Origin of the sequence: Novosphingobium sp., assembly GCF_049240505.1 — a bacterium.
Taxonomy (GTDB): domain Bacteria; phylum Pseudomonadota; class Alphaproteobacteria; order Sphingomonadales; family Sphingomonadaceae; genus Novosphingobium.
Map to the genome: position 1 here is coordinate 1 of NZ_JBMLSM010000124.1, position 19,103 is coordinate 19,103.

The 19,103-nt window shown below is 60.9% G+C and carries 18 protein-coding genes and 1 tRNA gene; 12 read left to right on the forward strand and 7 right to left on the reverse strand.

All coding sequences use genetic code 11. From position 1 onward, the window contains the following. The 3 genes from ACOVQ0_RS10650 to ACOVQ0_RS10660 all read right to left on the reverse strand — a co-directional run. The coding region (locus ACOVQ0_RS10650) for an anthranilate synthase component II (protein ID WP_421884072.1) at positions 1-418 on the reverse strand (418 nt) is incomplete at its 3' end. Continuing rightward, entirely contained in the window at positions 415-1,953 is a 1,539-nt protein-coding gene (locus ACOVQ0_RS10655; protein ID WP_421884074.1) for an anthranilate synthase component I family protein, read from the reverse strand. The genes ACOVQ0_RS10650 and ACOVQ0_RS10655, both read right to left, overlap by 4 nt. Before the next feature lie 14 nt (positions 1,954-1,967). After that, entirely contained in the window at positions 1,968-3,908 is a 1,941-nt protein-coding gene (locus tag ACOVQ0_RS10660) for a SurA N-terminal domain-containing protein (RefSeq protein ID WP_421884077.1), read from the reverse strand. Positions 3,909-4,189: 281 nt separating this feature from the next. Between ACOVQ0_RS10660 and tpiA the strand changes: the two genes are divergently transcribed. The 4 genes from tpiA to ACOVQ0_RS10680 all read left to right on the forward strand — a co-directional run bounded on the left by tpiA (position 4,190) and on the right by ACOVQ0_RS10680 (position 7,999). Continuing rightward, the gene (gene tpiA / locus ACOVQ0_RS10665; protein ID WP_421884080.1) at positions 4,190-4,960 is read left to right on the forward strand and encodes a triose-phosphate isomerase; all 771 of its coding nucleotides are present in this window, start codon (positions 4,190-4,192) and stop codon (positions 4,958-4,960) included. 92 nt (positions 4,961-5,052) lie between these two features. Continuing rightward, positions 5,053-5,439: a preprotein translocase subunit SecG gene (gene secG / locus ACOVQ0_RS10670; protein ID WP_421884083.1), complete on the forward strand. Its 387-nt coding sequence runs from the start codon at positions 5,053-5,055 to the stop codon at positions 5,437-5,439. A 167-nt stretch (positions 5,440-5,606) separates the two neighbouring features. Continuing rightward, positions 5,607-7,235 (forward strand): CTP synthase, encoded by a 1,629-nt coding sequence (locus ACOVQ0_RS10675; RefSeq protein WP_421884086.1) that lies wholly within the window; start codon positions 5,607-5,609, stop codon positions 7,233-7,235. Between the two features lie 74 nt (positions 7,236-7,309). After that, positions 7,310-7,999 (forward strand): Crp/Fnr family transcriptional regulator, encoded by a 690-nt coding sequence (locus ACOVQ0_RS10680; RefSeq protein ID WP_421884089.1) that lies wholly within the window; start codon positions 7,310-7,312, stop codon positions 7,997-7,999. Between the two features lie 48 nt (positions 8,000-8,047). Here ACOVQ0_RS10680 and ACOVQ0_RS10685 read toward each other — a convergent pair whose 3' ends face one another. Then, complete coding sequence (locus tag ACOVQ0_RS10685; protein WP_421884091.1) at positions 8,048-8,509, reverse strand: Hsp20 family protein; 462 nt, start codon at positions 8,507-8,509, stop codon at positions 8,048-8,050. A gap of 165 nt (positions 8,510-8,674) precedes the next feature. On the opposite strand from ACOVQ0_RS10685, the gene grxC reads away from it, so the two are divergent. The 5 genes from grxC to ACOVQ0_RS10710 all read left to right on the forward strand — a co-directional run bounded on the left by grxC (position 8,675) and on the right by ACOVQ0_RS10710 (position 10,814). Then, complete coding sequence (gene grxC, locus ACOVQ0_RS10690) at positions 8,675-8,941, forward strand: glutaredoxin 3 (RefSeq protein WP_421884094.1); 267 nt, start codon at positions 8,675-8,677, stop codon at positions 8,939-8,941. A gap of 44 nt (positions 8,942-8,985) precedes the next feature. Beyond that, entirely contained in the window at positions 8,986-9,783 is a 798-nt protein-coding gene (locus ACOVQ0_RS10695; protein WP_421884098.1) for a carbon-nitrogen hydrolase family protein, read from the forward strand. Next, positions 9,780-10,256, forward strand: a complete 477-nt coding sequence (locus ACOVQ0_RS10700) for a DUF1178 family protein (RefSeq protein WP_421884100.1) — start codon at positions 9,780-9,782, stop codon at positions 10,254-10,256. Before ACOVQ0_RS10695 ends, ACOVQ0_RS10700 begins: the two co-directional genes overlap by 4 nt. 45 nt (positions 10,257-10,301) lie before the next feature. Further along, positions 10,302-10,378, forward strand: a tRNA-Arg gene (locus ACOVQ0_RS10705). Positions 10,379-10,601: 223 nt separating this feature from the next. Further along, entirely contained in the window at positions 10,602-10,814 is a 213-nt protein-coding gene (locus ACOVQ0_RS10710) for a hypothetical protein (RefSeq protein ID WP_421884102.1), read from the forward strand. Positions 10,815-10,931: 117 nt separating this feature from the next. On the opposite strand, the gene ACOVQ0_RS10715 is transcribed toward ACOVQ0_RS10710, so the two are convergent. Continuing rightward, complete coding sequence (locus tag ACOVQ0_RS10715; protein ID WP_421884105.1) at positions 10,932-11,648, reverse strand: TetR/AcrR family transcriptional regulator; 717 nt, start codon at positions 11,646-11,648, stop codon at positions 10,932-10,934. 234 nt (positions 11,649-11,882) lie between these two features. Between ACOVQ0_RS10715 and ACOVQ0_RS10720 the strand changes: the two genes are divergently transcribed. The 3 genes from ACOVQ0_RS10720 (at position 11,883) to ACOVQ0_RS10730 (ending at position 17,697) form a co-directional block, all read left to right on the forward strand. Beyond that, complete coding sequence (locus ACOVQ0_RS10720; RefSeq protein ID WP_421884108.1) at positions 11,883-14,402, forward strand: TonB-dependent receptor; 2,520 nt, start codon at positions 11,883-11,885, stop codon at positions 14,400-14,402. 84 nt (positions 14,403-14,486) lie between these two features. Continuing rightward, the gene (locus ACOVQ0_RS10725; protein WP_421884142.1) at positions 14,487-16,847 is read left to right on the forward strand and encodes an arylsulfatase; all 2,361 of its coding nucleotides are present in this window, start codon (positions 14,487-14,489) and stop codon (positions 16,845-16,847) included. Positions 16,848-16,926: 79 nt separating this feature from the next. Further along, positions 16,927-17,697 (forward strand): SDR family oxidoreductase, encoded by a 771-nt coding sequence (locus tag ACOVQ0_RS10730; protein WP_421884110.1) that lies wholly within the window; start codon positions 16,927-16,929, stop codon positions 17,695-17,697. 304 nt (positions 17,698-18,001) lie between these two features. Here ACOVQ0_RS10730 and ACOVQ0_RS10735 read toward each other — a convergent pair whose 3' ends face one another. Continuing rightward, a complete protein-coding gene (locus tag ACOVQ0_RS10735) occupies positions 18,002-18,451 on the reverse strand; it encodes a copper resistance protein CopC (RefSeq protein ID WP_421884113.1) in 450 nt (149 codons plus the stop codon). A gap of 172 nt (positions 18,452-18,623) precedes the next feature. Next, positions 18,624-18,920: a hypothetical protein gene (locus ACOVQ0_RS10740; RefSeq protein ID WP_421884115.1), complete on the reverse strand. Its 297-nt coding sequence runs from the start codon at positions 18,918-18,920 to the stop codon at positions 18,624-18,626. Positions 18,921-19,103: the final 183 nt, after the last annotated feature.

Below are 19,103 nucleotides of genomic sequence, written 5' to 3' on the forward strand. Positions count from 1 at the left end.
CGAGGCAATCGGGAATGTCGGTGACGATCAGCGAGTGATAGCGCGTGGCGATGAACGGGCTGGGCAAGCCTTCGAACACGCCGGTGCCGTCATGCGTGACCGGCGAGGTCTTGCCGTGCATCAACCCACCGCGCACGACCTTGCCACCGAAATACTGGCCGATGGACTGGTGGCCGAGGCACACGCCGAGCAGCGGCAGCTTGGCATCCGCCGCCGCGCCGACGAGATCGAGACTGACGCCCGCTTCGTTGGGCGTGCAGGGACCGGGCGAAAGCAGGAACCCTTGCGCGCCGGTCTTGATCGCCTGTTCGGCAGTGAGCGCATCGTTGCGCACGACTTCAACCTCCGCGCCCATTTCCATCAGGTAGTGGACGAGGTTCCAGGTGAAGCTGTCGTAGTTGTCGATGACGAGGATCATTGGCCAAACTTCGCTTCTGTGGCGACACGGACGGCTTCACGCGCCGCCGCAAACAATGCGCCGCTCTTCGCTTCGCATTCGCGCTGTTCGTATTCGGGGTTCGAGTCCGCAACAATGCCAGCGCCTGCCTGGACGTGGAGAACGCCATCCTTAAGGATACCGGTGCGCAGGACGATGCAGCTGTCGACCGAGCCATCGGGCGCGAAGTAGCCGACGCCGCCTGCGTAGGCGCCGCGCGTTTCGGGTTCGAGTTCGGCGATGATCTCGCAGGCGCGGACCTTTGGCGCGCCGCTGACGGTGCCTGCGGGGAAGCCGGCGAAGAGGGCGTCCACGCTGTCGGCGCGGTTGATATCAAGCTGGCCGACCACGTTCGAGACGATGTGCATGACGTGGCTGTAGCGCTCGACGGTGTAGCTTTCGGTGACCTTGACCGTGCCAGCCTTCGCCACGCGGCCCACATCGTTGCGGCCAAGGTCGAGCAGCATCAGGTGTTCTGCGCGTTCCTTGGGATCGTCGAGCAGGCTGACCTCGTTGGCGCGGTCTTCCTCTGCCGTCTTTCCGCGCGGGCGGGTTCCGGCGATGGGGCGGATGGTGACTTCGCCGTCACGAATGCGGACAAGGATTTCCGGGCTGGAGCCGGTGAGCGCGAAGCCCGGCATGTCGAGGAAATAGAGGAAGGGCGAAGGGTTGATGCGACGCAAGCTGCGGTAAAGCGCGATCGGGGGCAGCGGGAAGGGCGCGGTGAAGCGCTGGGCGATGACCACCTGAAAGATGTCGCCTGCTTCGATATAGTCCTTCGCGCGGGTGACCATGTAGGCATAGTTCGATGCGGGCATGACCGGTTGCGGCGTGACGTCTACCGCTTGTGCAAGGCGCGTTTCGGCAGGGACCGGATCGGCCAGTTTGCGCAAGGCACCATCGATCCGTTCGGCGGCGGCTTCGAGCAGATGTTCGGGCGTGCCGCCTTCGGCCCACACCGGGGCAATGGCGAAGAGTTCGTCGGACAGGCGGTCGAACACCAGCACCACGGTGGGGCGGGTGAACAGCATGTCGGGCAGGACCAGATCGCTCTGGGGCGCGCGTGGCAGCTTTTCGACGAGGCCGATGGTTTCGTAGCCGAAATAGCCGACGAGGCAGGCCAGGGCTGACGGCAGCGCGGCGGGCACGTCGATTCGGCACGCAGCAACAAGGCCGCGCAGTTCGGTTAGCGCATCGCCGGGCAGCGGGGCAAATGCAGCTTTGTCATGCCGCCAGATGCGGTTGATTTCTGCGCTGGAGCCAGTGGCGCGAAAGACCAGATCGGGGTCTATGCCGAGCAGGCTGTAGCGCCCGCGCACTTCGCCGCCCTGCACGGATTCGAGCAGGAAATCGCCGCGTCCGCTCTCCATCAGCTTGAGCGCTGCGCCAACTGGCGTTTCCGTGTCGACGATCAGCTTGCGCCAGACCAGCGCGGGCTTCCCGGCGGAAAGCTGGGCGAGCGCGGGGCCGTGGTTATCGGGTAGCGCAGTTGTCGGTTCGGCGGTTGCGGTGGTCATGACGTTACTGGGCTTTACTGTGCGTTGGCGCCGGTCAACTGATCGCGGACGGCCTTGATTCCGGCCTCGTTGCGTTCGACGCCGACGTCCTTGCGGATGGCAGACCGCAGCTGCTGGGCGTATTCATCGCCGCTGTCAGCCGCGAAAGAGCGCGCGGCCTGTGCAAAGACCTGATCACCACGCTTCACATTGCCAATCACAATGTCTTTCAACGATACAAGATACCAGCCCTGCTTGTCTGGCCCTTCGAGGCGCTTGTTGCTGCCCTTGGCCATCGCGAAGAGGAGCGCGAGGGGGGCGGGCACCTGACCCTGCATCTGGTTCAGCGCGGCGCGGGGAAGATCGACGGCTTGTGGAGCGGGCAGGGCAACGCCTGCCAGTTTCAGTGCATCGGCCATCGGGGTGCCTTTGTTCAGCGCGGCAAGGATCTTGTCGGCAGCAGCCTTGGCCTTTGCCGAACCTTGATCAACCGCCCAGTCACGACCAACGGTGGCCTTGATCTGATCGAGCGGGGCAGGGGTGGCTGGGGTAAGCTGGCCAACGTCGAAGATCGCGAACTTTTCACCGGCCTTGATTTCGGCAAGCTGGGCCTCACCTTCACGCTCCATCGCAAAGGCGGCCTGAACCAGCGGGGCAATGTCAGCGGCGACCTTTTCGCCCTGCTTGCCGTAGATGCTACCATCGGCGGTTAGCGCCGGGGTGGTGGCGACGGTGAGGTTCAGCGTCTTGGCGATATCGGCAAGGCCGGTGCCGCCATCGATTTCCTGTTCGGCTTGTGCGGCAAGGTCGGACAAGGCGGCGCGGCGCTTTTCAAGCGTAAGCGCGGTGACGATTTCAGCGCGGGCCTGATCCAGCGTCTTTCCGGCGTTGCGATTGACCGCATCGACCTTCACCACGTGCCAGCCGATGGCCGACTTTGCAGGTGCGGCAACACTGCCCTGCGCTGCGGCGAAGGCGGCATCGGCCACGGTCTTTGCTGTCTGGTTGGCGAGCGTTTCGCGGGTCTGGTTTTCGAGCTTGCTGGGGACGAGGCCCTTGGCACGGGCGGCCGTATCCAGCGAACCATTGCTGCCGACTTCGGCGGCAAGCGCCTTGGCGGCGGCCTCGGTAGGCACGATGACCTGCGTTACGGTGCGCTGTTCAGACGGCGCGTAGACGGCAGAGTTCTGCTTGTAGCGGTTGGCGACTTCCGCCTCGGTCGGTGCGGGAACCGTCTTGAGGCTGGCTTCATCGACCACCAGATAGCGGATCGTGCGCCGTTCGGGCTGCATGTAGCGGCCCTTGTTGGCGTTGTAGAACGCGCTGAGTGTGTTGGCATCGGGCGGCGAGGCGGGAGCGAAAGCGAGCGAGGGGATCGTGGCGATCGTGCCTACGCGCTTTTCGGTAAGGAGCGCAGCGTAGCGCTGTACGGCTTCATCGGCCATCTGCGCGCCGAAGGCAGCAGGCAGCAGCAACTGGCGTGCGATCAGGCCCTGGCCCAGATCCTTGCGCACTTCCTTGTCGGTCAGCCCGCGCTGGGCAAGAAGTTGTTCATAGGTTGTCTGGCTGAACTTGCCGTCGACGCCCTGAAACGCCGGGATCTTGACGATTTCGCTGTCGACCAGACGGTCGCTGGAAATCATGCCGTGCCGTTTGCCCCATTCGGCAATGGCGAGGCGATCCGTCAGGCCGGTGAGCACCGATTCCATGCCGCCCGCATCAAGGAACTGCTGCATCGTCAGGCCGGGCTGGCGCTGGCGTTCCTGTTCGAAAGCGTTGGTCAGCGCCTTGCCCAGTTCGGCGGTGCCGACGCGGCTCGATCCCACTTTGGCGGCGCGGTCCCCCCCGGCGATGCCGCCAAAGCCGCTGCCGGTGACATCGGCACTGGCAAAGGCAAGCGCGATCAGGCCAAGGAATACCAACGCAACGGCAGCGCCGATGCGGGATTTGAGCATGGAGCGGAAGAAGCCGAGCATTGGGGGGTCTTCGTCTCTTTTACTAAGGCGCAGCTACGGCACGCAGCAGAGCGCAAAATGGCAATTTGCGGATGCCTTAGGAGCCAAACGCAAATCCCGCAATGGGGCGTAGGCAGCCTGTTGCGGCGCGCCGCGCATGACAATCCCCTGTCACAATTGCGGATTTATGCGATCAGGCGTTTTGCAGAATCGGTCCGGGTTTGATAGCCGCCCGACGACTCAGGGAAATTTGACCCAAATCGAATGTACCTTCAGGGACTAATTAGGGGAACGGGCTGATCATGCCGCATCGTCCATATATCGTTGGCAACTGGAAGATGAACGGGAGCCGCGCCATGCTGGCCGAAGCCCGTGCGATTGACCGGGCGGCGGCGCGCTATCCCGATGTGCAGGTGGCGCTTGCCCCGCCTTTCACGCTGATCGGCGCGCTGCGCGAGGCGGTGACCGCGATGGGCGTGGGCGGGCAGGATTGCCATGCTCAGGCCAAGGGCGCGCATACCGGCGATGTTTCGGCTGCCATGCTGGTCGATACCGGTGCGGACGTGGTGATCGTGGGGCACAGCGAGCGCCGCAAGGATCACGCGGAGAGCGACGCCGTGGTGAAGGCCAAGGCCGAAGCCGCGCTTACCGCAGGCCTTGGCATCATTGTCTGTGTGGGCGAAACGCTGGAAGAGCGTGACGCGGGCAAGGCCGAAGCCGTGGTGGCCGGACAGATCGATCATTCGTTGCCATCGGCTGATGTGGCAGGTGATGCGGTTGCAGCGGGCAAGGTCGCTGTGGCCTATGAGCCGGTTTGGGCGATCGGCACGGGGCGGGTTGCTGCCGTATCCGATGTGGTTGCGATGCACGCGGCGATCCGTGAGCGACTGCTGGCGCTTTATGGTGAAACCGGTGCGAAGGTGCGCATCCTTTATGGCGGCTCGGTCAACGCCGGAAACGCCGCGGAATTGCTGGCGGCAGACGGTGTAGGTGGCGCTCTTGTGGGCGGCGCGAGCCTGACTGCGGAGGCGTTCCTGCCGATCGTGGCTGCGGCCGGAACCGGGGAAGCCTGACCGCCGCAGAAATGCCGTGGCTTGCGCCGCAGCGTTCCCGCGCCTACATGGCCGGAAATTCCTGCGCCCTTTGGCGCCAAGGGTAGAGATTCATGTCGCTATTCATTTTCCTCACCGTGGTTCAGGCGATTGTCGCGGCGCTGCTCGTCGTGGTGATCCTGATGCAGAAGTCCGAAGGCGGTGGCCTTGGCGTGGGCGGAAGCCCTGCCGGGTTCATGTCGGCACGCGGCGCGGCTGATTTCATGACCCGGATGACGACGATTCTGGCGACCGCTTTCGTGGTGTTGAGCATTACGCTGGCGGCGCTGGCGGTGGGCACAACGTCGAGCCGCGAAATCGACACGTCGCTTGAGCGGGTCGCGCCGGTGCAGAACGCGCCTGCGGCTGATCCGCTGGCTCCGGCGCAGGGCGGCCAACCGGCTGCTGCTCCGGCTGCGGCGCCGGCCAATGATCCGCTGGGTGGCGCAGCCGCTCAGTAAGGCTTTTCCAACCGCAAAGGCAGTCGGCCCGCTTCCGATAAGGTTGCGGGGCGGCTTTGCTTTTGCGTTCGGTCAATGCCGAGTACACGATGCTTGTGGATTGCGGTGAAGATTTCAGCCGCAACCGCTTGCGCAATTGCAACCTCTGACGCTAAGGCCCGACTCCCATGGCGCGGTACATATTTATCACCGGCGGCGTGGTTTCCTCGCTCGGCAAAGGACTCATGGCAGCGAGCCTCGCGGCTCTGCTGCAGGCACGCGGATTTCGCGTGCGCATCCGCAAGTTCGATCCCTATCTGAACGTCGATCCGGGAACGATGAGCCCCTATCAGCACGGCGAGGTCTATGTGACCGACGACGGGGCTGAGACGGACCTCGACCTTGGGCACTATGAACGCTTTACCGGCGTTTCGGCGCGGCAGGCGGACAACATTACCTCTGGCCGCATCTATCGCGACATCATCGCCAAGGAGCGCCGTGGCGATTATCTGGGCGCGACCGTGCAGGTGATTCCGCACGTGACCGACGCGATCAAGGATTTCGCGCAGGCTGAAACCGAAGATCTGGATTTCGTGCTTTGCGAAATCGGCGGCACGGTGGGCGACATTGAAGGCCTGCCCTTTATCGAAGCGCTGCGCCAGTTGCACAACGAGATGCGGGATGAAACCTGCTTCGTCCACGTTACCTTGGTGCCCTATATCGCGGCAGCGGGCGAACTGAAGACCAAGCCGACGCAGCATTCGGTGCGTGAGTTGACCGGGCTTGGCATTCAGCCCGACATCCTGCTGTGCCGGTGCGAAAAGCCGCTCCCCGAAAGCGAACGCGCAAAGATTGCCCAGTTCTGTAACGTGCGCAAATCGGCGGTTATCCCGGCGCTCGATGCTTCGAGCATTTATGCGGTGCCCTTGCAGTATCACGCCGAAGGCCTAGACAGCGAAGTGCTGCGCCACTTCGGGCTGACCGCGCCATCGCCGGATCTGAAGCGGTGGGACGATATTGTCGATCGTCACCAGAACCCCGAAGGCGAAGTGACCATCGGCGTCGTGGGCAAGTATGTCGGCCTGCAGGATGCCTACAAATCGCTGAATGAAGCACTTGTCCACGGTGGCATGGCCAATCGCGTGAAGGTGCGTATCCAGTGGCTCGATGCGGAACTGTTCGAGAAGGACGATTCCGAGATCGCGGCCGCGCTGGAGCCGATGCACGGCATTCTGGTGCCCGGTGGCTTTGGTGAGCGCGGGACCGAGGGCAAGATCGCTTCGGTGCGGTTCGCGCGTGAACGCGGCGTGCCGTTTTTTGGTATCTGTCTGGGTATGCAGATGGCCTGCATCGAAGGTGCGCGGAACACGGCGGGCATCGCCAACGCTTCATCGACCGAGTTCGGCCCGACCGACGAGCCGGTGGTGGGCATCATCACCGAATGGATGACCTCCGAAGGCCTTGAGAAGCGTTCCGAAGGTGGTGATCTGGGCGGCACGATGCGCCTTGGTGCCTATCAGGCGCAGCTTGCGGGCAACAGCCATATCGCGAATGTCTATGGCGCGACCGAGATCAGCGAGCGTCATCGCCACCGCTATGAAGTGAACGTCGCCTACAAGGAGCGGCTCGAAAAGGGCGGGCTGGTGTTTTCCGGCATGTCGCCCGACGGACTGCTGCCCGAAATCGTCGAGCGCCCTGACCACCCGTGGTTTATCGGCGTGCAGTTCCATCCCGAGCTGAAGAGCAGGCCGTTCGAACCACATCCACTTTTCGCAGGCTTCATTGCTGCGGCGGTGAAACAGGCGCGCCTCGTCTGAAGGTGCGCAAAATCACTGGTCAATAGCGTCGTTCCCTGATTATTTGCGCGCGCGAGTATTCAGGGGACGGTGTGATGGACGCGGCAAAGCTGGCTGAGGCACTGACGGCGCAAAGCCTCTTTGCGGATTGCGAGGAAGCGGAGCTTTCCGACGTTATTGCCCGTGGGCAGACGCGGGCGTTCAAGCCCGGACAGGTGCTGATGAATCAGGGTGAGAAAGGCCGCACGCTGTTCATCGTGCTCAAAGGCCTTGCCCGCGTCAGCATGGTGGCGGCCAATGGGCGCGAAATCATCCTCGACTATGCCGAGCCGGGGCACGTTCTGGGCGAAATCGCCTTTCTCGATGGCGGCGAACGCACGGCTACAGTGGAAGCGATTGATCCGGTAGAGGCGCTGATCCTCACGCACGGCGCGTTTTCCGACATTATCGAGAAGCACAAAGGGCTGGCACTGCGTCTGCTGAAGGCGATGGCCCGGCGGCTGCGGCAGAACAACGCCGTGATTGAGGCAGATCGCGCCTATACATCCGGTCCGCGCCTTGCCCGCTTTCTGCTACGCTTGATGATGGGGGAGGGCGCGGGGAACGAAAACCAGCTCAAGATCGCACTGAGTCAGGGGGAGCTTGGCAACTTTGCCGGCATGTCGCGCGAGCAGATCAACCGCCAGCTTTCAGCCTGGGCGGAAAACGGCATGGTCGCGTTGAAAGGTGGCCGCGTGACAATCCTTGACCGCGATGCGCTGATCGACGTGGCCGAGGCCTGGTAACGTAAAGGGCGGACCTTACGATCCGCCCTTCGTTTGTTTTATACCGGATCAGGCGGCGGCGGTGTTATCGCCTTCGATGACCTTCAGCGGGTTCTGCGCCCCGATCAGCACCTTCTTCGGTTTCATCGCTTCGGGCACTTCACGCACGAGATCGATTGTCAACAGACCGTCAGCCAGATCGGCCGCTTCGACGCGGACGAAATCGGCCAGCTCGAAGCGGCGTTCGAAGCCGCGATTGGCGATGCCGACGTGCAGGTACTCGCGATCGCTCGGTTCGGGCTTCTGGCCCTTTACCACGAGCAGGTTCTGCTGCGCGGTAATGTCGATATCTTCAGACTTGAAACCAGCGACGGCGAGCGTGATGCGATAGGATTCATCGCCGCTGCGCTCGATATTGAAGGGGGGATAGTTATCGCCAGCATTGGCGCGGGCCTGGCGTTCGAGCAGATCGAACAGGCGATCGAAACCCACGGTGGTGCGGCGGTAGGGGGAAAAATCGAAACGGTTCATGGCAATATCCTCAATGCTTGAGCAATCTGCACTTGCCTTTGCGAACCCGGTCATCCGGCGCCCGCATCAGCGGTTTTGCGGCCATGCCCGCCTTGCGGCGCATGACACGAAAAACCATGTGTGTTAGCGAAAAGCGGTTTTCAAGCCCCCCTTTGAGAGGTGATCATGTCCAACACGCCGAAGGTCGAAATCTATACGAAGTGGGGCTGCCCCTACTGTGTCCGTGCAAAGCAGTTGCTTGATGGGAAGGGTGTCACTTACGAGGAGTTCGATGTGACGATGGGCGGGCCGAAGAAAGCCGAGATGCTGGAACGCGCGCCCGATCATATGACTGTGCCGTCAATCTTCATCGACGGAGAACATATTGGCGGATCAGATCAACTTGCGGCGTTGAATGCGCAGGGCAAACTGGACGCGATGCTGGGGCTGTGACCGTGGAAGGCCCTCGCGGCCCGGCTAAGGTCGCGTTATTCCAGATGACCAGCGGTATCGATCCGCAGGCCAATGCCGCATCTATCGTCGATGCGGCGCACAAGGCGGCGGATAACGGCGCGACGATGCTGTTCACACCCGAAATGTGTGGCCTGCTTGACAGGAACCGCGCCAGAGCGATGCCGAACATTGTGACCGAGCACGACAATCCTGTGCTCGGTGCTGCGCGCAAAGCCGCGCGGGAACTGGGGCTTTGGATCGATCTCGGCTCGCTCGCAGTCCTTCGTGACGATGGAAAATGGGCCAATCGTGGATTTGTGATCGACGCGGACGGAGAAATCGCTGCGCGTTACGACAAGATCCACATGTTCGATGTCGATCTGGCGACGGGTGAAACCTGGCGGGAATCGGCGGCCTATACGCCGGGTGAGCAGGTAGTGACGGTAGAATGCCCTGTCGGCAGGCTCGGCCTTGCGATCTGCTACGATGTGCGTTTCCCGGCACTGTTCGAGGAACTGGGGCGGCAAGGCTGTGACGCGATCCGCATCCCGGCGGCGTTCACCGTGCCCACCGGCAAGGCGCACTGGCATCTGATGCAGCGCGCGCGCGCGGTCGAGGCAAGCGCGTGGGTTATTTCTGCGGCGCAGGGCGGGCATCATGAAGACGGACGGGAGACTTATGGCCATTCGCTCGTCGTCGATCCGTGGGGCGATGTGGTTTACGATGGCGGCGAGGGCACATCGCTGGGTTTTGCCATGATCGATCCGGCCCGGACCACTGAAGTACGCGGGCAGTTGCCAAGCCTTGCCAACAAGCGCGAAATCCCTAGATCGACGGCATGATTGTCTTCGATCTGCAATGTGAGCCGCTGGGGCATCGTTTCGAAGGGTGGTTCGGCTCGTCTGCCGACTATGAGGATCAGCGTGCGCGCGGGCTGGTGCAATGCCCTTCGTGCGGGGCGGGGCAGGTGATCAAGGCGGTGATGGCGCCCAACGTGGGGCGCAAGGGTAACCAGATGCCCGCTCCCGTCGCGAAGGCGGAATCCGCACCCGCAGCAATGGCCAACCCACCACTGCCGCCCGAAGCGGTTGCGATGCTGAAAGCCGTTGCTGCGATGCAGGCCGAAGCGATCAAATCATCGACATGGGTCGGCAAGAACTTTGCGGAAGACGCGCGCGCCATGCACTATGGCGAAAAGGACGCCGCCCCGATCCACGGCAAGGCTACGCCAGACGAGGCGCGCGAACTGATCGACGAAGGCGTCGCCGTCATGCCGCTTCTCGTACCGATCGTTCCACCCGAGGAAGCTAACTGAAACAGCGTTGCCAGCGCGCGTGGCGCTGCTAAAGGAAACGCGGGCGCGCCCGTAGCTCAGCAGGATAGAGCACCAGATTCCTAATCTGGGGGCCACAGGTTCGAATCCTGTCGGGCGCACCATTTTCGAACAAAAGAGAGAACTTCGGGCGTGGTTTTGGCTACGTTTGCTGCAGCGCTTCGTGCTAGCGCGACTTTGAGCCGCTGATGCGGATACCCCTGTCGTTCCGCACACTTCGCTGAGCCACAGCCGGGCATACGCCTGGCGCAGATCAGGCCGACCGTGATCCAGTTTATCCTGCAGGAGCAAGGCTAGCTTCTCGATCTTCGCTGGCGTTATCACAGGTTGGGTCATGACGAGGCGATGGGGCATTCCGGAGATTTGCTCGGCAAGTTCATCGTGCCGGAACCGCAGATTGACTGGTCGCTCACTGCCCTGCTTGACCGGCTTGGTAAAGAGGACACGATGTCAGTCAGCATTGCCTCTCACATGGATGTGTCCCGTGCATGGAATCCACGCGACGTGCGCGTCATTCCGAAATCACGTGACTTCCATTGACCCGAGCAGTTGGAGACATCGAATCAAAAATTTTCAAACAGTGATCATCCAATTCTTATCTTCGCCCGATCAATATGGTCTGGTTGAGCAGAAGACATGCATATTCGCATGGTCAGCTTAGGACTTCAGACCTGCCTGTATCTCGGGATCGGTCATCAAGCATGATCGGGTTCTTTGCGGCGAAAGGGTAAGCACGGTCGCGCATTGGTCCATCGTATCATTGATGACGGCGCGATAATCGTTTGCTGACAGTTGAGGAATTCGGTTCTCGGCGCTTATCACCGCAGAAATGAAAATGGTCGAGGCACTCAGCAGGCGGCGATCAGCAGTGGTCTTATCAAGAAAGAAAATTCGCGCTTCGATGAGGGCCAGGGCCCGGTTCAGGGCAGCGGACAATGCACCGGCCTCGTCGGCGACGTGCTCAACCCCCTTGGGGCGATCATGCAGCAGATATTGCATCAGGAATGCCGGATAGGAAATTGTCCCGTCCGGCGCGCGCAGGGTCAGGTACGGGAGCAGGATTACTTCCAGCAGGGATCGGGCGTCACCCAGCAAGCCATCCTTTTCCAGCTTTGCGAGAAGTCTGGCGCGGATCGGTTCCATCTGAATGACCCGGAATCGGAAGATGGCCTGGATCAGGCCTTGCTTTGAGCCAAAGTGATACCGGACGGCATTGTTGTTGCCGTGGCCTGCTGCGCTCGCAATTTCCCGCAGCGAAGCGCCTTCGAACCCGCGCTCAGCGAAAAGCTTTTCGCCGGTCAGAATGAGCTGGATCTTGCTGTCGGCAGCTTCCGCATCCTCAAGTGGGGCGTACACGGTGTCGTTCTGGTCCATCCGGCAGCATTAACGCACGTGCGATTATCGCTCCAGCAGTTTTCACTAAAAATGACGCAAACGAGTTAGCAGAATCGCTAATTTCTGCATCAGAATCGCGATTTTCAGGGAAATTGCGCTGAATTTTCGGCTCTTCAAAAAGTCAGGTGCGTTATTTGTATGCGTCTGGTCATATGGGCTTGCCACCAGCACGGAGAATCGTGCGGGGCCAGCTTTTGGGAAGAGGGGAGTCGTATGGAACACCTGAGTCAGTGGCGTTCAAAGGCCGCGTTCATTACCCTGATGTCAGGCACGATCCTGGGCCTCGCTTCACCGGTTATTGCGCAGGATCGAACGAACACGGAACCGCAGGCCGACGAGCAGGGCGGCATTCAGGATATCGTGGTGACCGCCCGCAAGCGGGTCGAAACGACCCAACAGGTGCCGGTTTCCGTTACCGCAATTTCGGCCGAGACGCTCAATCGGTATGATCTCACCAGCCTCGAACGTGTCTCGGTGGCAACGCCATCGTTTGCGATCGGCAGGGCCCCGAGCGGTGCGGGCGCAACGCTGGTGATGCGCGGCATAGGCTCCAACGCGACTTCGATCGGCCTTGAGCAATCCGTCGCGGTCATCGTGGATGGCGCTTACTACGGACAGGGCCGCACCATCAACGAAGGCTTCTTCGACCTCGGACGGCTGGAAATTCTGAAGGGGCCGCAGGCGCTCTTCTTCGGCAAGAACGCAACTGCGGGCGTCGTGTCGATCACGACCGCCGATCCGGGCGACCGCCTCGAGGTGATCGCTCGTGCAGGATACGAGTTCAAGGCGCGTCAGATCGTGGGCGAAGCCATCGTTTCGGCACCGCTGAGCGATACCCTGGGTGTGCGCATTGCGGTGCGTGGCACGAAGTCCAATCGCGGTTACTTCAAGCAAATTGGGGCGACGCAAATCTATCCGACTACCGATCGCACCTCCACTGCACAGGTCGTCACCCCCACGAACCATTCGGCGGACGCTGCCGGCGATGGCCGTGGCAAGGAGTTCTATATCCGTGGCACGGTGAAGTGGGAGCCGACGGCGGATTTCACCGCCACGATCAAGGCCAACTATGGCGACAACCGGAATGACAACCCGGCAGCGGGTGCGGTGATTTACAGTTGCCCCACCGGCAAGTCTGCTGGCAATCCGGCCATTCCCTGCGCACGCGCGTTCCAGTCATCAGGCAACAAGTTCCCGGCGGCGATTGCAGCGGTAACGCCCTATTCCAACGCCGATGGTTCGCTCGGCAACCAGTACAAGAGCTGGGCGATCAACGCCAATCTCCAGTACGATCTCGACAACGTCACGATCAACTCTGTCACCAACTACAACTGGAACAAGAACGTCTTCCAGCTTGATGGCGACGTTGTATCGCGCTCAGGCCCTGCCGGGGTGAACGCGACCGAATGGTCCACGTTCCATGCGTTTTCCGAAGAACTGCGCGCAACAACCTCGTTCGACGGCATGTTCAACGGCATGATCGGCGGCTACTATCAGAAGACGAAGCGCGATTATCTTGCGTTCACCGCGTCGGGCGGCCTTGAAAACAGCCGGGCGCCGCAACCGTACCAGCGCTATCTGGCGAACAGCAAGGACAGCCAGACTGATGGCGAAACCTTTGCTGCATTCGGGCAGGCTATCGTAAAGCCGACAGAGCAGGTCGAGATCACGGGCGGTGTCCGTTATACGCACGAGACGAAGAAGAGCTACTTCGTGCAGCCCTATTCGCACCCGATCCGGGTAACGCAGGGCATTTTCCTGCCGGGCGTGACGGTCAATTCCGATCTGACATTCGACGACTGGTCACCCGAGGCGACGATCAGCTTCAAGCCGACCAGCGACATCAACATCTACGCCGCCTATCGCACGGCCTACAAATCGGGTGGCTTCTCGAATTCCGGTATTCTCAGCCCGAGCGCTGGCGTTGCTGACTTCGAATTTTCACCTGAAAAGGCAAAAGGCTTCGAAGCGGGCATCAAGACGCTGCTGCTGGACCGCCAGCTCAAGCTGAACCTGTCGGCATATCACTTCAAATACACCAACCTGCAGCTCGATTTCCTTCGATCGGACATCTTTGCCTTCACCACGATCAATGCAGGCTCGGCCACCACCAAGGGTGTCGAACTGGAGATGGAGTTCGCGCCGCGCGCGATTGATGGCCTCAACCTTCATGCGATCCTGAACTACAACAAGGCCCGATACGGCGATGCCCCGCTTGCGCCATGCTATGCAGGCCAGACCCGGGCGGCGGGATGTAACCTGGTTTACGTGAATGACGGCACCGCAAACGGATCGAGCCGACCGTTCAATGCCGCGACCGATACTGTGGCCAACCGCCAGAACCTGAAGGGTCAGGCCACGGCCAACGCCCCGGCATGGACTGCGACGTTCGGTTTCAATTACGAAACTGCCGTGAGCAGCGGGTTCAAGATCGGGCTTTCGTCTGATGCGCGCTATTCGAGTTCCTACATTGCATCGGCCTTTGGCAATCCTGCTTCGCGCCAGAACAGCTACCTGACCATCGATGGCACAGTCCGCCTGTCGACCGAGGATGATCGCTGGCAACTGGCACTGATCGGCAAGAACCTGACGAACAAGTTCTATGCCGTCGGCGGGATTGATGCGCCGAATACCGGTGCCGGCACGGGAACCTTGGCTGGCGTGTTGGCAGACCAGATCGGTTATGCCGGACTTCCCCGCACCGTGATGCTGCAAGCCACTTTCAAATACTGAGTTCCTCCCTGCCCGGTCGCACGCCCTTCTGCGGACAGGGGGCGACCGGGACTTTTTCCAGATTTCCAAAGAGAGGTTCCCGTGATGCGCGTGATCCGTTCAGCTCTCCGTTCGGCCGCCAGCAAGCGTCGGCTTTGCGGCGCTTCCGCCATCGCAGTTTTGCTTGCACCGTCTTTCGTGCTCGCACAGGATGCAGCGATTGATCCGATGGCAGGCAAGGTCGGCAGGACGGTCCAGGAGTCTCATGCGCCGTCGTGGCCGTCGCAACGGCAAGCGCCGAAAGGCGCGCCCAATGTCCTCGTGATTCTGACCGACGACGTCGGCTTTGGCGTGACGAGCGCCTTCGGAGGGGCCGTGCCTACCGCAACCTTCGACGCGCTTGCCCAGACCGGCCTGCGCTACAACCGGTTCAATACCACCGCACTTTGCTCACCCACTCGCGCATCGCTGCTGACAGGACGGCTGCCCCAGAATGTCAACATGGGTAACGTCACCAATATTCCGACCGGATATGAAGGGTATACTTCGGTCATCCCGGAATCCGCCGCGACCGTGGCCGAAGTCCTGAAGGAAAACGGCTTCAACACCGCCATGTTCGGCAAGAACCACCTGACGCCGGAATGGCAAACCAGCGCAGCAGGCCCCTTTGACCAGTGGCCCACCGGGCTTGGTTTTGAATACTTTTATGGCTTCCTGTCTGCCGACACATCGATGTGGCAGCCGAGCATCGTTGAGAACACGCTGCCAGTCGAGCCACCGCACGACGATCCGAACTACTTCTTCGAGAAGGACATGGCGGATCACGCCATCAAGTGGATGCGCATCCAGCAGGCTGCTGCGCCGGACAAGCCGTTCTTCATGTACTACGCGCCGGGCATCGCCCACACGCCGCATCATGCGCCGAAGGAATGGCTCGACAAGTTCCGGGGCAAGTTCGATCAAGGCTGGGACAAGCTGCGCGAAGAAACGTTCGTCCGCCAAAAGCGCATGGGCATCATTCCGGCGAACTCGCAGCTTTCGCCCCGTCCGGCTTCTCTGCCCGCATGGGACACGCTGAACGCTGATCAGAAGAAGCTCTATTCGCGCCTGATGGAGGCTTATGCCGCCAGCGTCTCCTATTCTGACTTCCAGACTGGTCGCGTTGTTGATGCGATCCGCGAGACAGGTGAACTGGATAACACCCTTATCATCTACATTCAGGGCGACAATGGCAGCAGCGCTGAAGGTGGGCCGGAAGGACTGCTCTACGAGCAATCCTCGATTACGGGCCGCAAAGAAACAATGGCGGAGAAGTTGGCGCACATCGACGATATCGGTGGGCCGAAGTTGTACAACCATTTCCCGGCGGCTTGGGCCTGGGCAACGAACGCGCCATTCCCGTGGTGGAAGCAGGTTGCTTCACAAGCAGGCGGCGTTCGCAATGGCATGGTGGTTTCCTGGCCGAAGCGCATTACCGAAAAGGGCGTGGTCCGATCACAGTATGCGCATGTCAGCGATATCGCGCCGACGGTGCTTGAAGCGGTTGGCGTCACATCACCCGCAATGGTCAAGGGCGTGAAGCAGCAACCGGTGGACGGGATCAGCCTGGGGTACACGTTCCAGCAGGGCGCCGCGCCTTCTGCCCGCCGCCTGCAGATCTATGAGATGATGGAGAACTTCGGCATCTACAAGGATGGCTGGATGGCCGGCACATTGCCGAAGCGCGCGGCATGGGAAGCGGGTGCTGCGGGCGATCGCAAGCTGACGGTCGGGCCAGACCAGCGCGAATGGTCGCTGTTCAATCTCGACAGTGATTTCACCACGGCCAAGGATTTGGCAAAGAAGAACCCGGCCAAGCTCAAGGAGATGCAGGACCTGTTTTGGGCGGAAGCCGCAAAGAACAATATCTTGCCTATCCACGATTACAGCCAGGGGACAGAAGGGCGGCCCTCGCTCGGAGCCTATCGCACCAGCTTCACCTATCGCCCCGGCACAGCAACCATCGCCGAAGATGCAGCGCCGCACACCATCGGCAAGAGCTTTCGCATCGATGCCGATGTTACCGCAGGCGGCAGCACGAACGGCGTGATGATCGCGCAAGGCGGGCGTTTCGGGGGCTACAGTTTCTACCTGAAGGATGGAAAGCCGACGTTCCACTACAACGCCGTGGGGGTCGACGCCTTTACCATCGCGTCCGACAACCCGGTTACCGAGGGCAAGCACACGCTGTCTGCCGAGTTCACCGCCGACAAGGCAATGCCCGGCACGCCGGGCACTTTGACCCTGTACGTAGATGGCAAGGCGGTTGGTTCTGGAAGGCTGGGTCGCACAGTGGCGGGCTGGCTTTCGCACACCGAAGGGCTGGACATCGGGCTTGACCGCATCAGCGCGGTCAGTCCTGATTATCGGGTGCAGGACAGCGCCTTCACCGGCGATTTGCGCGAAGTACGGATGCTTGTCCGGTAAACCTGCGCAATGTGCTGGTTCGCCTGATCACGATCGAACGATAGGCTGCATCAGCAAAGTGCAAAAAAGGGAAGAGGACATGCGTTTCAACGACAAGGTCGTGATTGTCACAGGTGCTGGCTCAGGTCTGGGGCTGGCGACCGTGCAGCGGTTGGCCGAAGAGGGTGCAGCGCTTGCCTTGGTCGATCTGCGCGAGGATTGGCTGGAATCGACAAGGGCAAGCTTGCCCGAAGCAACCCGGACCAGGTTGATCAAGGCTGATGTGGCGGATGTGGAGCAAGTGCAGGCCTACGTCGATGCCACGCTGGCCGAGTTCGGTCGCATCGACGGGTTTTTCAACAACGCAGGGATCGAGGGTCGGCAGAACCTGACCGAAAATTTCGGCGCCGACGAGTTCCATCGGGTGATATCGATCAACCTTGATGGTGTGTTCTTCGGGATGGCAGCCGTGCTCAGGGTTATGCGCGAGCAGGGCTTTGGCGCGATCGTCAACACGGCCTCCGTTGGTGGCATTCGCGGTGTCGGCAATCAGAGCGGTTACGCTGCGGCCAAGCACGGCGTCGTCGGACTCACCCGCAACTCGGCAGTCGAGTATGGCCAGTACGGCGTACAGATCAACGCCATCGCGCCCGGCGCGATCATGACAGCAATGGTCGAAGGTTCGCTGCGCCAGATCGGCGGGGACAATTGGGAAGAAACTGGCCGACAGTTCGTATCGGTCAATCCGATGCAACGCTTTGGCCGACCAGAGGAGGTAGCGGCGCTAGTCGCGTTTCTGCTTTCCGGCGAGGCGCCGTTTATCAATGGCGCGACCATTCCCATAGATGGCGGGCAGTCCTACAAGTATTGAGCAGCGCGGCGCTGTTGATGGGGCAAGGCAAGGATAGTTGATCAGTCGTCCATGCGGCTGATCGGAGGTGGCATCTTTACGATGGGGGGCGGTAACTTTCTATCCAGAGAAAGCGACTCAGCGTGGCCATTCGAGCCGATCTGAATAGCGAAACCTTTTGCAGACCCGCCTTGCATTGCGTCGAGCGAGATCGGCGGCTTTGTCCCACTCTCCGTCAGTCGAGCCATCAAGATTCGCTATAATCTGGGAGGTCAATTAAATCCTGATTTCCCGGTTCTCACTTCCATCCTGTCGGGCGCACCATTCACTCATCAGATGTTCGTTCTGCCCCCCGGGCTAGGGCAGCGTCGTCTGTGCTAGTATCGCCTGATTCCTTCACTTCAAAATCGATGAAGCCGTTGAGCGATTTGAAGGATTTCGATGTCAGCAGGTAGGATATCTTGTACTGGCCCGCTGCCGTTAGCGGTTTGGAGAGCCTGAAGCTGAAGTTCTTTCCTTTTGCAGCGGGTGTGTCGGTGTCACTTTCCGCAGGGTAGACGCTTATCTCGCTGTCATCTGGCAAGTAGAGCGTGACGCTGAATACCCTCGCCGATTCTGCAAAGTTCAGCGATATCGTGTCGATGCCACCGCGTTGCGTCGATGCTGCTGCTGGCGATGAAGATACAAGCATGTCCTGCGCGTTAATCGGTGCTGCTGCTGCTGCGGGGGTGCTTCCCAGTGCGGAAAACATCGCCAGATGCTTTGCGAATTCCATTGCCAGAAACCTTCAAAAAAGGCGGGTGTGCAATGCCGGGGGGCACGCACACCCGCAGTCCTGACTTCCCGAGGGTCGGTCGCAGTGAGTTGCGGGAAGCCAAATTTCGTCTTGATCAGCCGCCGGGACGTCTTCCCTGCCGGAATCGCTCGCTGGAATGCGGCGATGGAAATCAGGGGCGCTTGGTAGAACACCAGACGCGGTAGACTTCGTAGTATCCCGCAGCGCAGCTTTCCTTTTCCGACTTGCCGTAAATCTTGGGAGAACTGCTGACCTGCGGCGCGCAAACGCTGGTGTCGCCATCCGGGTGACTCCAGCCTGATGGGCAGGCCACAGCGCGGTTTGGCTTTTCGATAGGCCCTTTGTTGGTGCCTTGTGCTGCGGCAGGCGTGGAAAAGCTCGATAGGGCGATGGCCGACAGCAAGCTGAGGTGCAGGCCGCCAAGGCCAATGGCCAGGCGCATTTTCATGACGCTATCTCCTCGTGACGGCGAGCCGACCGCGTGGTGGGCATTGCCTGATGGAGCGTTGGCTAGCGGGCAGAAGCAGCGCTTCACATGCCATTCGGCGTGGTGCCATATCATGGCATATTATGGGCGGCAGTGGCTGAATTCTGCGCTTTTGATGCTATCGTATGGTTGCATCGAGCGGTT

Excerpts from the sequence above, each read along its gene's own strand:
- ACOVQ0_RS10655 (WP_421884074.1), bottom strand. The coding sequence starts at position 1,953 with ATGACCACCGCAACCGCCGAACCGACAACTGCGCTACCCGATAACCAC.
- ACOVQ0_RS10660 (WP_421884077.1), bottom strand. The coding sequence starts at position 3,908 with ATGCTCGGCTTCTTCCGCTCCATGCTCAAATCCCGCATCGGCGCTGCC.
- tpiA (WP_421884080.1), top strand. The coding sequence starts at position 4,190 with ATGCCGCATCGTCCATATATCGTTGGCAACTGGAAGATGAACGGGAGC.
- secG (WP_421884083.1), top strand. The coding sequence starts at position 5,053 with ATGTCGCTATTCATTTTCCTCACCGTGGTTCAGGCGATTGTCGCGGCG.
- ACOVQ0_RS10675 (WP_421884086.1), top strand. The coding sequence starts at position 5,607 with ATGGCGCGGTACATATTTATCACCGGCGGCGTGGTTTCCTCGCTCGGC.
- ACOVQ0_RS10680 (WP_421884089.1), top strand. The coding sequence starts at position 7,310 with ATGGACGCGGCAAAGCTGGCTGAGGCACTGACGGCGCAAAGCCTCTTT.
- ACOVQ0_RS10685 (WP_421884091.1), bottom strand. The coding sequence starts at position 8,509 with ATGAACCGTTTCGATTTTTCCCCCTACCGCCGCACCACCGTGGGTTTC.
- grxC (WP_421884094.1), top strand. The coding sequence starts at position 8,675 with ATGTCCAACACGCCGAAGGTCGAAATCTATACGAAGTGGGGCTGCCCC.
- ACOVQ0_RS10695 (WP_421884098.1), top strand. The coding sequence starts at position 8,986 with ATGACCAGCGGTATCGATCCGCAGGCCAATGCCGCATCTATCGTCGAT.
- ACOVQ0_RS10700 (WP_421884100.1), top strand. The coding sequence starts at position 9,780 with ATGATTGTCTTCGATCTGCAATGTGAGCCGCTGGGGCATCGTTTCGAA.
- ACOVQ0_RS10715 (WP_421884105.1), bottom strand. The coding sequence starts at position 11,648 with ATGGACCAGAACGACACCGTGTACGCCCCACTTGAGGATGCGGAAGCT.
- ACOVQ0_RS10720 (WP_421884108.1), top strand. The coding sequence starts at position 11,883 with ATGGAACACCTGAGTCAGTGGCGTTCAAAGGCCGCGTTCATTACCCTG.
- ACOVQ0_RS10725 (WP_421884142.1), top strand. The coding sequence starts at position 14,487 with ATGCGCGTGATCCGTTCAGCTCTCCGTTCGGCCGCCAGCAAGCGTCGG.
- ACOVQ0_RS10730 (WP_421884110.1), top strand. The coding sequence starts at position 16,927 with ATGCGTTTCAACGACAAGGTCGTGATTGTCACAGGTGCTGGCTCAGGT.
- ACOVQ0_RS10735 (WP_421884113.1), bottom strand. The coding sequence starts at position 18,451 with ATGGAATTCGCAAAGCATCTGGCGATGTTTTCCGCACTGGGAAGCACC.
- ACOVQ0_RS10740 (WP_421884115.1), bottom strand. The coding sequence starts at position 18,920 with ATGAAAATGCGCCTGGCCATTGGCCTTGGCGGCCTGCACCTCAGCTTG.